Source organism: Zoogloea oleivorans (assembly GCF_008107625.1).
Classification (GTDB): Bacteria; Pseudomonadota; Gammaproteobacteria; order Burkholderiales; family Rhodocyclaceae; genus Zoogloea; species Zoogloea oleivorans.
Genome location: NZ_SDKK01000038.1, coordinates 18,241 through 30,662 on the forward strand (window position 1 = coordinate 18,241; position 12,422 = coordinate 30,662).

Sequence of the window (12,422 nt, forward strand, 5' to 3'; positions counted from 1 at the left end):
GTCAGCACACCTCCCCGACGGCTGGCACATCCCACGGCGCAGGCACTCTCACCAGCTCCCACATCGGGTTGAACAGGGTCTTGGAGATCTCCCGCACCAGGTCGACCATGCCCTCGTAGCCGGCGTAGGCGTAGTGGCGCTCCTGGTTGATGTCGAGCCACGGCATCTTGGCCTTGAGGGCCACGAACTGGCTGCGTCCGCCGGACAGCATGATGTCGGCGCGCGCCTCGCGGAGCATCTTGAACATCTCCCGGGGCGTCATGTCGTCGATCATGTGGGCGTCCTCGCCCATGATCTCCTTGATCTTTTCCTTGTCTTCCTTGGTGGACTTCTTGACGCTGGTACCGACCACTTCGAGGCCGGCCTCCTGCAGGGCCGCCACCACCGACCAGCTCTTCACGCCGCCGGTGATGAGCAGCACCTTCTTGCCCTCCAGGCGCGGGCGATAGACCGCGATGCGCTCCCAGGCACGCTTTTCCTCGACCGCGATCAGCGCCTCGGTACGCGCCAGCAGATCGGCCGGCGCGCCCCGCTCCACCAGCAAGCGGGCCAGGTTGCGCAGGGTGTCGCTCATGTCCTCGATACCGTAGAACGAGCCCTCGAAGAACGGGATGCCGTAGCGGTCCTCCATCTTGCGGGCGACGTTGATCATCGACTTGGAGCACACCATCATCGCCGCCCGCGCCCGGTGGCTCTGGGCCACTTCCTTGTAGCGCCCATCACCGGAAATACACGCCAGCACGCGGATGCCCAACGCGTCGAGGAGCGGCCGCACCTGCCACAGCTCGCCGGCCAGGTTGTACTCGCCGATGATGTTGATGTCGTAGGGAGTGGTGACTTCCGGCTCGACGGTGCCGATCACATAGTCCAGCAGCGCCTCGGCGCCGAGCTTGTTGCCCAGGTTCTTGGGCCCGACGAAGCCCGGCGCATTGACCGGCACCACCGGCGTACCGAACTTCTCGGCGGCGCGCTTGCACACGGCTTCGATGTCGTCGCCGATCAGGGCGGTAACACAGGTCTGGTAAACAAAGACCGCCGGCGGATCGTACTTCTCGATGATTTCGCGGATCGATTTGAAGAGGCGCTTTTCGCCCCCGTAGATCACGTCCAGCTCGCCGATGTCGGTGGTGAAGCCGGTGCGATAGAGCTGCGGCCCACTGGTGGAGGAATTGCGGTTGTCCCAGGAGTTACCTTCGCAGGCGATCGGACCGTGCACCAGATGGGCCACATCGGCGATCGGCTGGAGGGCGATCTTGGCCCCGTCGAAGGCACAGCCACCGGCTGCCGCACCGGGCGAAAGCTGCTTGGTGCAACCTTTCTTGCGGGCCTTCTCATCCTTGTTCTGGTTGTGCTCGCAAGCCGGTTCCTCGAACACGGACTGGATTTTCGCCGACACTCGGGCATCCATCGGAAACTCCAGAGAAAGGTTTGGGTAAGCCTTTCATTGCAGTTTTCAAGCCAGTCTCTCGAAAATCAGAAAAATCCTTTTAGAACATCAAGATGACTCATCACCTCAGGCGTATCCAAAGCCACACTGATGGATTTCCGACACGGGCCTTGTCGGTTTTGTCGGTATTGCCCCTCAGGCGACCCGACGAAGCCCCCAGCAAGGGCTCACGCCGGAGAACAGGTCGCGCTGAAGGCTTCGCAAGTCGATGTGAAATACTTCATCTTCACAAGGTGGAAGATGAACACCATCGGCGGCCAACTTCAAGTCATAGTCATGGAGACCTCACGCCCAAGCGTGACAAACTGGCACGACAGCGGCACACGCCGAAACGAATCGAGACAAACATGGCTGTACGTAAATACATCCTGCTGACATCCCTGGCATTGTCGATACAAGTCGCCAACGCCGACACCGAACAGGCGCCCGAATCAGGCAAGCACGGCACCCAGACACTGGGCAACGTCCTGCGCAATCTTCTCGATGGCAAAGACCCGAAGGCCGTCTCGACACGAAAAAGAATTGCCAACCAGGCAGACGCTGAAGCAGCCATCGACAAGCGAAAGGCAACGCCTCCCTCGCAGGCCATCGAGACTGTTGTTGACGGTGTGATGATCCGCTTTACATCGCCTCAGGCCAAAGCACGCTCACGTGACAACCAGCCCCCTCCTCTGGCACTCCTCAATGCCGTGGAGAATGCCGCCGGCACCGGAATCCGCTTCCACCGGGCCATGTCGATGGACATGTTCGTATTCCGCTTCAAGACCCCCCTGAGTTACCCGGAAGCGCTGCTTGTTATTGATAGACTCAAGCGATTGAAAGAAGTGGATGTTGTCGAGGCCGACAGCCGGGCACAGGCGCACTTTATCCCCTACGACCCTTTAAATGAAAACTTGCACAATATGGGGCCGTCGACCTTTTTTGGCGGCGGCATTGATGCCGAACTGGCATGGGACATTACCTGGGGCTCCGCAAGCACGGTTGTTGCTGTGCTGGATACCGGCTTAACAAGTCACCCGGAGTTCGCAGACCGCCTATTGCCTGGTTATGACTTCATTTCGGAAGCATGGAGCGCCAACGACGGGAATGGCCGCGATGCAGACCCATCCGATCCCGGTGACTGGGTAAGCACCAGCGAGGCAGCACAGCATCCGAATTGCCCTTCCCACGGCAGCTCATGGCATGGCACGCATGTAACAGGAATCATCGCCGCGAAAGGAAACAACGGCATCGGGATTGCCGGCGTTAACTGGAATACAAAAATCCTTCCCGTACGGGTACTCGGCAAGTGCGGAGGAAACCCGTCCGACATAACGGACGGCATGTTATGGGCCGCAGGCGTTTCAGTGCCAGGCGTTCCGAACAATCCCAACCCTGCACACATCATCAACATGAGCCTCGGCGGGGAAAGTCCGAGTGGTTGCAGCTATATTTACCAACAGGCAATTCAACAGGCCAAAGCCAAGGGCGCACTCATTGTTGTTGCCGCGGGAAACAACAATGCCGAAGCAGCCACCACCGTGCCAGCGTCCTGCGAAGGTGTCGTAACAGTAGGGTCCGTTGATTTGTATGGGTATCGTGCTTCCTACAGCAATTACAGCCAGGAATACAAAGTTGCCGTTTCGGCACCAGGCGGCGACATCAGTTTTTATGGCGAGATAGCCGGAATCCTGTCCACCGTAAACGCTGGCGCTACCCGCCCCACCTATCCTGATTATGCTTTCTATCAGGGCACGAGCATGGCGGCACCCCATGTGGCCGGGATTGCATCCCTCGCCCTCGCGGAAAACCCGAACCTGTCCCCTCAAGAACTGTCTGCGCTATTGCAGGCGACGAGTCTGGACTTTCCCTTGGACAGCGCATGCAACCTCTATTGGCCATATTGCGGGAGTGGCGTTGCCAATGCCTACTCTATGGTGCTGGCGGCAAAGCTGCTTGCTCCGTATGCAATTGTCTCGGAATTTTACAACCCGGATTACGGACACTACTTTCGCACAGGTGGCCGCCTGGAACCGGGCGTGGTTGAAAGCGGCGTTGCCGGCAACTGGCGAAATACGGAAGATTACTTTGTCGCATGGAGAGAGAGCACCCCTGAACTCTCTCCGGTGTGCAGATTCTACAGTTACGTCTTCAATTCTCACTTTTATACGGCGAGTCCAGCCGAGTGCGAAATAATCAAGAACAATACTGACTGGACTTTCGAGAACATTGCCTTCTATGTCAAACGACCAAGTAATGGAGTTTGTCCTGCAGACACTATGCCAATACATCGCTTCTACAACAATCGGCACATGTTCGGTGATGGGAATCACCGCTTTACGGCCTACAAGGACTATTACTACGATGCAATGATCCAGGCTGGCTGGTTGTATGAGGGGGTCAAAATGTGTGCGGTAGAATCCCTCTGAAAAATCCGGATTGCGTAGTGACGCCAAGGCCACTTGCAGTACTCAATCAGCAAGCGCCTTGCGAAAGCCCATCAAGGCGGGCGGCACCAAAGCGGACGTTCGCTGCAGCCTGCATCGCCGGAGAGTCCAGCCCGGGATCGCCCTGTATGCAGGCCCAGGGCGAGATCACGTCAAAGTAGAAGATGGCCTGAGGAGATGATTCTGAAGTGGTCAAGACAGATTCCTTTCAGGGTGGGCTTAAGGGCTTTTTGTGGGTCGGACTGAAGTCCGACAGCGTGCCTTGAATCAGGGTTTGTCGGACTGAAGTCCGACCCACAGGGGCTCGATCCGGGCTTCGCGAATCGGCAGGTTGATCACGGCAGCCATGGCAGCCAGGGCCATGTCGGCGTACCACATCCAGCTGTAGTTGCCGAACTCCACCACCGCCAGTCCCCCCAACCAGGCACCGAGGAAGCCACCGATCTGGTGGGACAGGAGCGTGAGGCCGAACAGCGTGCCGAGGTAGCGCACACCAAAAAGCTTGCTGACGAGGGTGGCGGTGGGCGGCACGGTGGCCAGCCAGGTAAAGCCGAGGCCGGCGGCGAAGACGTAGAAGGTCAGCGCCGAGGATGGCAGGAGCAGGTAGCCGCCGATCAGCACGACGCGGGAGGCGTACATGACGGCCAGTACGTACTTGCTGCGATAGCGGGATACGCAGGAACCCGCGTAGAGGCTGCCGAAGATGTTGGCCAGGCCGATGATGGCGAGGGACCAGCTGGCGACCGACGGCGGCAGGCCGCACAGGTCCACCTCGCCGGGCAGATGGGTGACGAGGAAGGCGATGTGAAAGCCGCAGGTGAAGAAGCCCAGGTGCAGGAGCAGGTAGCTGCGGTCGGCCATCGCGTTGCGGATCGCCCGCATCACCCCCTGATCCGCTTCCGGATGGGTTGGCGGTGGCGCCGTCAGCGGCCGGGTCAGCCGCCCGACCAGCGGCAGCGCAGTCAGCGCCATCAATGCCATGGCCCATGAGGCATTGACCCAGCCAACGGTCTGGATGAGCTTTTGCAGGATGGGGGCGAACAGGAACTGGCCAAAGGAGCCGCCGGCGTTGATCACCCCCGAGGCGGTGCCCCGCGCCTCGACGGGCAGCCGCTGGGCGGCGGCACCGATGAGTACCGAGAAACTGGCCGCCCCTGCGCCGACCTGGGTCAGCAGGCCGATGGCAACGATGAGGCCGAAACCCGACGCCATGAACGGTGTGACGGCGCAGCCCAGGGCCAGCAGCAGCACGGCGGCAAGCAACACCGGGCGTGCTCCGTAGCGGTCGGCCACCGCGCCCGCTACCGGCTGGATCGCACCCCAGGTGAACTGGCCGATGGCCATGGCGAGGCTGATGGTGGCAATGCCCAGGCCCGTCGCGCTGTTGATCGGGCTGATGAACAGACCGAGCGACTGGCGCGTGCCCATCGTGATCGCCAGGATGCCGGCGGCCAGCAAGGTGGTGAGCAGGGCCTCAGGGCTACGCAGGGAACGGAACATGGTTTGGCTTTCAGAAAGACCAGGGCTGGGAAGGGACAAGGGTGGCGGCGAGCAGATCCACCCGGTCACTGCCCCAGAACAGTTCGCCCCGATAGACGAAGGTGGGGGCGCCGAACACGCCAAGGGTTTCCGCCCGTGCCTGCGCGGCGGCCAGTTCGGCTTGCCCGCGGGTCGCCAGCCAGCTACACCAGTCCTCCACGTCCAGCCCGGCGGCGGCCAGGGCGGCCTCGATTGCCGCAGGGGATTCCAGGTCGAACTCCCGGCGCCAGAAGGCCTCCAGCAGGGGGTCGCAGAATTCCCACAGGCGATTCCGGGCCCTGGCGAACAGCATGGCCTGACTGCCGAGGGTGGCATCCCACAGCTTGGTGGTGGCGCGAATCGTCAGGCCCTGCTTCTTCGCCAGCCGGCGACAGTCCATGTACAGGTACTTGACCTTCGCGATGTCACGGCGGGATCGCTCTTCGAGCTCGCCGCCATAGGCGGAGCGAAAGTCGGTGATGAACGGCCACCAGTCGAAGCGGCAGCCGGTCCGCGCCGCCAGCAAGCGGACCGGCTTGAGTGCGAGATAGGAATAAGGGCTGCGCAGATCGATGAAGGCGTCCACCCCCGGCTTGTCGTGCTCGCTCATGGGCAGTCATTCCACCTTGAAGAGATTTTGTTTGGCCTCCGCCGAGGTGGACACATCCACCCAGCGATCGCGCAGCAGATCCACGCCCCGCCCAACCGCCGGCCGGCCGCGCACGCGGCCATACCAGGCCTGTACGTGGGCAAAGTCGTCGAGGGCCACGCCAGTGAGCTTGTGGATGCGAATCCACGGAAAGCAGGCCATGTCGGCAATCGAGTAATCACCACCGATGTAGTCCCGGCCGGCCAGCCGTTGATCCAGCACCCTGAGCAGCCGTCGCGTTTCGTTCTGGTAGCGCTCGATGGCATAGGGCACCGGGCCGGGTGCGTAGCGGAAGAAGTGCTGGGCCTGCCCCATCATCGGCCCGAGCCCGCCGACCTGCCAGAACAGCCATTGCAACACTTCGATGCGCTGGCGCGGATCAGCGGAAATAAAGCGCCTTTCCTTTTCGGCGAGATAGAGCATGACCGCGCCACTCTCGAACACGGTGAGGGGCGCACCGCCGTCCACCGGGGCATGATCGACGATGGCCGGGATCCTGGCGTTGGGGTTGATGGCCCGGTAGCTGGCCTCGCGCTGCGCACCCCGGGTGATGTCGATGGGGATGAGCCGGTAGGGAATGCCCAGCTCCTCCACCAGGATCTGCACTTTGTGTCCGTTGGGCGCCGGCCAGCTGTACAGGTCGAGCATGGCTTTTTACTTCTCCACCTTGCCGTGCATGACCATGATGGTCTGCTGCATCAGCGCACAGAGGGTTTCCTTGCCATCCTTGACGGCAAACACCTCGGCCTTGGTCACAATCAGCGTGCGGCCGGAGCGGACCACCTCGCCGCGGGCGATGAGCTTTTCGCCGTCGGCGGGGGCCATCAGATTCATCTTGAATTCCACGGTCAGCACCGAGGCACTGGCCGGCACCATGGTCATCGCCGCATAACCGGCCGCTGAATCGGCAATCATGCCGACCACACCGCCGTGCACGAAGCCGTGCTGCTGCTCCACGCCCTGCCAGTGGGGCAAATGGATTTCGGTGCGGCCCTGTTCCACGACCGGCAAGGTGGCCTGGATGAGGTGCATCGCGTTCTGCCGCTCAAAGCTGGTGCGGACACGCTCGGCGCAGTGGGGATCGGAAATATGTGCCATCTATCAAGTCTCCAGAAGGGGGAAGTGCCTGCGATCACCTGCATTAGAATTCATGGATCAGCGCCGCACAACTGAGTTTTTCGGCTTTTCACATGAGCACAGAGAATGTCAATCCCACTTGCCAAGATCCCCTCGATAGACCTTCTGCGCGGCTTTGTTGCCGTGGGGCGGCGCATGAGCATCACGCTTGCCGCCCAGGACCTGTTCCTGACCCAGTCGGCGGTCAGCAGGCAAATCAATGGGCTGGAGCTAGCTTTAGGCATGAAGCTGTTTGAACGTGCGCATCGCGCCATCCACTTCACACCTGAGGGTGAGCGGCTGTTCCTGATTGCCGACACTGCGATGCAACAGTTGCAGGACACCATCGGAACGCTCCAGGCAAGTATGGCTGCTCATCACCCGGTCACCCTGACGGCAAGCATCTCCTTTGTCGGTCTCTGGCTGCTGCCTCGCCTGCCGAGCTTCCAGCAGCAACATCCACAGGTCGAAGTGCGCCTGTCGGCCAACAACAACATCGTCGACTTGCGCCAGGAAGGGCTGGACATTGCAATCCGCTATTGCGCCGAGCAGAGCATGCCCGCCGGCGCCCGGCGGCTGTTTGGTGAAACGGTTTTCCCGGTGGCACACCCCAGCCTCGGCATGACCAGACTGGATGACCCTTCGATCATCACCCGCTCGGTTCTGCTCGAATTTGAAGGCGACCACTCTCCCTGGTGGAGCTGGGAAACCTGGCTGGACATGCAGGGCTGGTCAGGGGTCAAACCGAAGGGCGTCATCCGCTTCAACCTTTTCGACCAGATGATCCACGCCGCCATTGCGGGCCAGGGCATCGCGCTGGGACGCAGCCAGTTCATTCGACCGATGCTGAACGACGCCCGCCTCGTTGCGCTGCCGACACCACATCCCGGTCCAAAGTCCAACAAGGTCTTCTGCCTGCTCCAGTGCGACCAGGCTCCGTCAAAGGAGACACAGGCATTGATCGACTGGATCGTTGCTGAAGCACAGCTGACTGATGAGCTTCCGGCAAGCGAGTAGTTGTTGCGGCAATTGGGTCTTTACGCCCCTCGGCGTCAATCACAATGAAGTGACGCATGTCACTCATTTTCAGCCGAGCACTGCCACGACCGTGCTCGGTGCGGCAGGTATATTCGACACAACCCAGTCAGCCAAACTCGACACTGTGTATCACCTTAAAATCGAAGAGCCGGAAGACGTCATTCGTCAGCGCATCGTTCGCATCTCTCAGCGAAGCGGAGTCGCCCACATTGTGAAATCCAGGATTCTTGACCCACTGGGGATTGTGGATCTCAATGTGGCATCACGAGAGCTACTGTCTGCCGTAGAGCAGATGCTGCACGTGCTGACCCTCTACAAGACCCCGGAGACCTGAGCACCTTGGTCTGAGGGGCCCACACGCCCCATGACGGCCGGCCTCTGCAGGGGGTGAGCTCTCAGCCCAAGATTTTTCCCGCCAATCCGGCAACTGGCCAACACTGTGGGTCTATTTCGGATCGGCGACCGCACACAGGAGAGCCGGGGCACATTCTTGAAGCATCGCCCGCGCCGCACACTCCGACTTCGCCCGCAACCAATCGCCCCAGACCTCATCCGGCAGGATCACCACCGAACGCTTTTCGTCCTCTGGCTTGTGGAAGCGCGCCATGAGCGGATGGGCATCCGCGTTGATCGTCAGCATGGACATGGACCACGCCGGTAATCCGTCGTTTTTCAGCCTGCGCTCCCAGATGCCGGCGATCCCCATCGGCCGACCGTCAGCCCGCTCGATCCGCCAGCGAATGGCCCTCCCCGTCTCATAGCACGGCTCGAAGATGGCGTCGGCAGGGATAATGCAGAGCTGCCCCCGGCGCCAGGCATCACGAAAGGACGGCTTCTCTCCGAGCGTCTCAGACCTGGCGTTGTAGGTGGACCGGATGATTTTCGCGTCCTTCGCCCAGGCAGGCACCAAACCGAAGCAGGCCGGCACCCACTTGCGCGGGGAGAAGTTGGTCACGATGGGGACGATCCGGCCCGGGTACGCCTCGCCATAAGAAAAATCCGGTGGGGGAAGATCGAAGCCCAGGAGTTGCTGGCGGACTGAAGGGAGATAGTTCGAGCACATGGGGCAAGCTTAAGGCAAGGGCCCCACCTCGTGGTTAAACGGTTGCTGGATGCAGGTGCGCGCCCCTTACACCCTTGTTTTGAAATGTCAAGAGGTTTGTTTGTCTGCTTCTGCCTTCCTGAGGCGCAGTGCATTTCCGACCACACTGGCCGATGAAAAACTCATCGCCAGGGCGGCGATCATTGGCGAGAGGACCAATCCATACGCCGGATAGAGGGCGCCGGCTGCTATCGGGATACCAAGGGCGTTGTAGAGAATCGCGAAAGCCAGGTTCTGCCGCATGTTGCGGACCGTGGCGACTGACAGCGCACGGGCACGGGCAATACCTCTCAGGTCGCCTTTGACGAGGGTCAGCTGCGCACTGTTCATGGCCACATCGGTCCCGGTTCCCATGGCGATGCCGACATCGGCCCTGGCGAGGGCTGGTGCGTCGTTGATGCCGTCGCCGGCCATTGCCACGACGTGTCCTTCGCGCTGAAATTTTTCCACGAGAGCAAGTTTGTCGGCCGGCTTGACCTCTCCGTAGACCTCATCGATACCAAGCCGCTGCCCCACAGCGCGTGCGGTGGTAAAACCATCGCCGGTCGCCATCACTACGCGCAGCCCGGCCGCCCGCAGGCTCGCCAAGGCTTCCGGCGTACTCGCCTTGATGGGATCGGAAACAGCCAGCAGGCCGAGAAGCTGCCCATCACGGGCAAGATGGATCACGCTGGCACCGCTCTGGCGGAGTACTTCCGCACGCCCTGCAAGTTCGGTAGACGATTCAAGCGTGATGCCCTCCTGCGCCATCAGCGTCACGTTACCGAGTGCCAGGCGCCGGCCTCCTACCGTACCGTGAACGCCGATGCCGCTCGCCGACTCGAACTGCTCGACCTTGTCGAGACTCATCCCCCGCTCACGCGCGGCACGCACGATGGCATCGGCCAGCGGATGTTCACTGCCCTGATCGAGACTGGCGGCGAGCCGCAGGATCTCGTCCTCGCTGTTGCCTTGCAAGGCGACGGCGCGCTCGAACGCGGGACGCCCTTCGGTCAGGGTGCCGGTCTTGTCCACAATCAGCGTGTCGATTCGGCGCAGATCCTCGATTGCGGCCGCATCCCGAAAGAGGATGCCCTGCGTGGCGGCCTTGCCGGTCGCCACCATGATCGACATCGGGGTTGCCAGCCCGAGGGCGCAGGGACAGGCAATGATCAACACCGAGACCGCGCTGATGAGTCCGAAGACCCACCCCTGATCGCCTCCAGACAGCCCCCAGGCAAAGAAGCTGGCGAGGGCAACGGTGACTACCGCGACGACAAAATACCCGGCCACCACATCGGCCAGACGCTGCATCGGTGCCCTGGAGCGCTGGGCCTGGGCGACCATCTGGACGATCTGCGCAAGCATGGTTTGAGCGCCCACTTTCTCGGAGCGGATGACGAGGCTGCCCGAGGTGTTCATCGTTGCGCCGATCACCTTGTCCGACGCCTGCTTGCTGACCGGCAAGGGTTCGCCGGTCAACATCGACTCATCGACCGAACTGCTTCCTTCGACCACCACGCCGTCCACCGGCACTTTCTCGCCGGGCCGGACGCGCAGGAGGTCGCCGACATGGACATGATTGAGCGGAACATCCTCTTCACGGCCATCGGCCAGGATTCGCCGTGCGGTCTTCGGCGCCAGACCCAGTAGCGACTTGATGGCCGCTGAAGTCTGCGAACGGGCACGCAACTCCAGCATCTGGCCGAGCAGCGTCAGCGAAATGATGACGGCCGCCGCTTCAAAATAAACGCCGATCCGGCCATGGGCCATGAACGATGGTGGAAACACGCCGGGCGCCAGCGTCGCGACGATGCTGTACAGAAAAGCCGCACCCGTACCGAAGCTGATCAGCGTCCACATGTTCGGGCTGCGCTGAACCACCGACTGCGCGCCCCGAACAAAGAAGGGCCAGCCGGCCCACAGAACGACGGGCACGCTCAGGACCAGTTCCACGCCACTGCGAAGGGCCGGCGACAAGCCGCCGAGCAGATGGCCTGCCATGGCCAGAAACACCACCACAACGGTAAGCGGCAAACTGAACCAGAAACGCCGACGGAAATCCCGGTATTCGCTATTGTCGTCTTCGCTCGCCAGATCAGGCAGAACCGGTTCGAGCGCCATTCCGCATTTCGGACAGTTTCCCGGACCCATCTGCCGGATCTCCGGATGCATCGGACAGGTGTATTCAGTGCCGGAATCGGTGACGGCTGGCTTGGCAGGCTGCAAGTACGCACGCGGACCTGCATCAAACCTGGTCTTGCATTTGTTGCTGCAGAAGCGGTATGTCGCGCCTTCCCATTCACTTTGGAATGTCGACTCCGGCTTCACCGTCATTCCGCAGACCGGGTCTGTCGCACTTCCTGGCGCCGCTTGCCCGGAAGTAGACGGAACATGATGATGGGCTGGGTCGTGCATGTGTCCGGACGCTGGGGATGTCATGGCAACACAAACAACTTACTTGCGTTCCAGATGCACCACGGTCATTGCACCGTTGATCTGATCTGCCATGAAGCGGACTTTGTCACCGGCCTTCACCTGATCCAGCCAGGCTGGATCCTTGACGCGGAACACCATGGTCATCGCCGGCATGCCGTTGGGCAGCGGACCGTGGGACAGGGTGAGCTTGCCGGCCGACTTGTCCACCTTCTTCACGAGGCCATCCGTCATCTGGGCGGAAACACCGTTTTTTTCGCCGTGCATGGCGGCGTGATCGGCATGCTCATTGGCGGCGACGGCCTGAATGGAAAACACGGCCCCCAGGACGGTTGCCAGGACAATCAACGGAGTTTTCATGGAAATTTCCTTCAAGAGAGATATCGGAATTCAGTGACGGGCAAACACGCTGGTCGAACCATCGGCTTTGACGAGCAGCGTTTCGTAGGGCATTGGCTTGGCGCTCTCCATGCCGGGGGAGCCCGGCGGCATGGAGGGAACGGCCAAGCCAACGGCCTTGGGCTTCTCTTTCAGCAGGCGCTGGACATCCGCCGCCGGGACATGCCCCTCGATGAGGTAGTTGCCGACCTTGGCCGTGTGGCACGACCCGTAAGCGTCAGGCATGCCGAGCTTCTTGCGCTGCCCCGGAACGTCTTCCACCTCATGCGTCTTCACGTCAAAGCCCTGGGCCCGCATGTGTTCCGCCCATTT

At 61.3% G+C, this 12,422-nt stretch carries 13 protein-coding genes; 3 read left to right on the forward strand and 10 right to left on the reverse strand.

The window, feature by feature from the left end:
- Position 1 precedes the first annotated feature (1 nt).
- Positions 2-1,408, reverse strand: coding sequence for a nitrogenase iron-molybdenum cofactor biosynthesis protein NifE (gene nifE, locus ETQ85_RS23875; RefSeq protein WP_148581546.1), 1,407 nt, complete (start codon positions 1,406-1,408; stop codon positions 2-4).
- A 386-nt stretch (positions 1,409-1,794) separates the two neighbouring features.
- On the opposite strand from nifE, the gene ETQ85_RS23880 reads away from it, so the two are divergent.
- On the forward strand, positions 1,795-3,855 hold the full coding sequence (locus tag ETQ85_RS23880) for a S8 family peptidase (protein WP_187394847.1): 2,061 nt from the start codon (positions 1,795-1,797) through the stop codon (positions 3,853-3,855).
- 46 nt (positions 3,856-3,901) lie between these two features.
- On the opposite strand, the gene ETQ85_RS23885 is transcribed toward ETQ85_RS23880, so the two are convergent.
- The 5 genes from ETQ85_RS23885 to ETQ85_RS23905 form a co-directional block, all read right to left on the reverse strand.
- Positions 3,902-4,069 carry a DsbA family protein gene (locus tag ETQ85_RS23885; RefSeq protein ID WP_148581548.1) on the reverse strand — a complete coding sequence of 56 codons (168 nt, stop codon included), beginning with the start codon at positions 4,067-4,069 and terminating at the stop codon, positions 3,902-3,904.
- Positions 4,070-4,140: 71 nt separating this feature from the next.
- A complete protein-coding gene (locus ETQ85_RS23890; RefSeq protein ID WP_148581549.1) occupies positions 4,141-5,373 on the reverse strand; it encodes an MFS transporter in 1,233 nt (410 codons plus the stop codon).
- A 10-nt stretch (positions 5,374-5,383) separates the two neighbouring features.
- On the reverse strand, positions 5,384-6,001 hold the full coding sequence (locus ETQ85_RS23895) for a DsbA family protein (RefSeq protein ID WP_148581550.1): 618 nt from the start codon (positions 5,999-6,001) through the stop codon (positions 5,384-5,386).
- A gap of 6 nt (positions 6,002-6,007) precedes the next feature.
- Positions 6,008-6,688, reverse strand: coding sequence for a glutathione S-transferase N-terminal domain-containing protein (locus ETQ85_RS23900; RefSeq protein ID WP_148581551.1), 681 nt, complete (start codon positions 6,686-6,688; stop codon positions 6,008-6,010).
- A gap of 6 nt (positions 6,689-6,694) precedes the next feature.
- Positions 6,695-7,138 (reverse strand): PaaI family thioesterase, encoded by a 444-nt coding sequence (locus ETQ85_RS23905; RefSeq protein WP_148581552.1) that lies wholly within the window; start codon positions 7,136-7,138, stop codon positions 6,695-6,697.
- Between the two features lie 105 nt (positions 7,139-7,243).
- Between ETQ85_RS23905 and ETQ85_RS23910 the strand changes: the two genes are divergently transcribed.
- On the forward strand, positions 7,244-8,173 hold the full coding sequence (locus tag ETQ85_RS23910) for a LysR substrate-binding domain-containing protein (protein ID WP_148581553.1): 930 nt from the start codon (positions 7,244-7,246) through the stop codon (positions 8,171-8,173).
- Entirely contained in the window at positions 8,151-8,528 is a 378-nt protein-coding gene (locus ETQ85_RS23915) for a hypothetical protein (protein WP_148581554.1), read from the forward strand. The genes ETQ85_RS23910 and ETQ85_RS23915 overlap by 23 nt, the downstream gene beginning before the upstream one ends.
- A gap of 111 nt (positions 8,529-8,639) precedes the next feature.
- Here ETQ85_RS23915 and ETQ85_RS23920 read toward each other — a convergent pair whose 3' ends face one another.
- The 4 genes from ETQ85_RS23920 to ETQ85_RS23935 form a co-directional block, all read right to left on the reverse strand.
- Complete coding sequence (locus ETQ85_RS23920; RefSeq protein ID WP_148581555.1) at positions 8,640-9,257, reverse strand: SOS response-associated peptidase; 618 nt, start codon at positions 9,255-9,257, stop codon at positions 8,640-8,642.
- Between the two features lie 87 nt (positions 9,258-9,344).
- Positions 9,345-11,693 (reverse strand): heavy metal translocating P-type ATPase, encoded by a 2,349-nt coding sequence (locus ETQ85_RS23925; RefSeq protein ID WP_148581556.1) that lies wholly within the window; start codon positions 11,691-11,693, stop codon positions 9,345-9,347.
- A gap of 39 nt (positions 11,694-11,732) precedes the next feature.
- Positions 11,733-12,071: a copper-binding protein gene (locus ETQ85_RS23930; RefSeq protein ID WP_148581557.1), complete on the reverse strand. Its 339-nt coding sequence runs from the start codon at positions 12,069-12,071 to the stop codon at positions 11,733-11,735.
- Positions 12,072-12,101: 30 nt separating this feature from the next.
- A partial coding sequence (locus tag ETQ85_RS23935; RefSeq protein WP_148581558.1) for a DUF411 domain-containing protein occupies positions 12,102-12,422 on the reverse strand: 321 nt, incomplete at its 5' end.

What these genes read in the sequence shown, in the direction of transcription:
- nifE (WP_148581546.1), bottom strand. Translation starts at nt 1,408, where the DNA reads ATGGATGCCCGAGTGTCGGCGAAAATCCAGTCCGTGTTCGAGGAACCG.
- ETQ85_RS23880 (WP_187394847.1), top strand. Translation starts at nt 1,795, where the DNA reads ATGGCTGTACGTAAATACATCCTGCTGACATCCCTGGCATTGTCGATA.
- ETQ85_RS23890 (WP_148581549.1), bottom strand. Translation starts at nt 5,373, where the DNA reads ATGTTCCGTTCCCTGCGTAGCCCTGAGGCCCTGCTCACCACCTTGCTG.
- ETQ85_RS23895 (WP_148581550.1), bottom strand. Translation starts at nt 6,001, where the DNA reads ATGAGCGAGCACGACAAGCCGGGGGTGGACGCCTTCATCGATCTGCGC.
- ETQ85_RS23900 (WP_148581551.1), bottom strand. Translation starts at nt 6,688, where the DNA reads ATGCTCGACCTGTACAGCTGGCCGGCGCCCAACGGACACAAAGTGCAG.
- ETQ85_RS23905 (WP_148581552.1), bottom strand. Translation starts at nt 7,138, where the DNA reads ATGGCACATATTTCCGATCCCCACTGCGCCGAGCGTGTCCGCACCAGC.
- ETQ85_RS23910 (WP_148581553.1), top strand. Translation starts at nt 7,244, where the DNA reads ATGTCAATCCCACTTGCCAAGATCCCCTCGATAGACCTTCTGCGCGGC.
- ETQ85_RS23915 (WP_148581554.1), top strand. Translation starts at nt 8,151, where the DNA reads ATGAGCTTCCGGCAAGCGAGTAGTTGTTGCGGCAATTGGGTCTTTACG.
- ETQ85_RS23920 (WP_148581555.1), bottom strand. Translation starts at nt 9,257, where the DNA reads ATGTGCTCGAACTATCTCCCTTCAGTCCGCCAGCAACTCCTGGGCTTC.
- ETQ85_RS23925 (WP_148581556.1), bottom strand. Translation starts at nt 11,693, where the DNA reads ATGCACGACCCAGCCCATCATCATGTTCCGTCTACTTCCGGGCAAGCG.
- ETQ85_RS23930 (WP_148581557.1), bottom strand. Translation starts at nt 12,071, where the DNA reads ATGAAAACTCCGTTGATTGTCCTGGCAACCGTCCTGGGGGCCGTGTTT.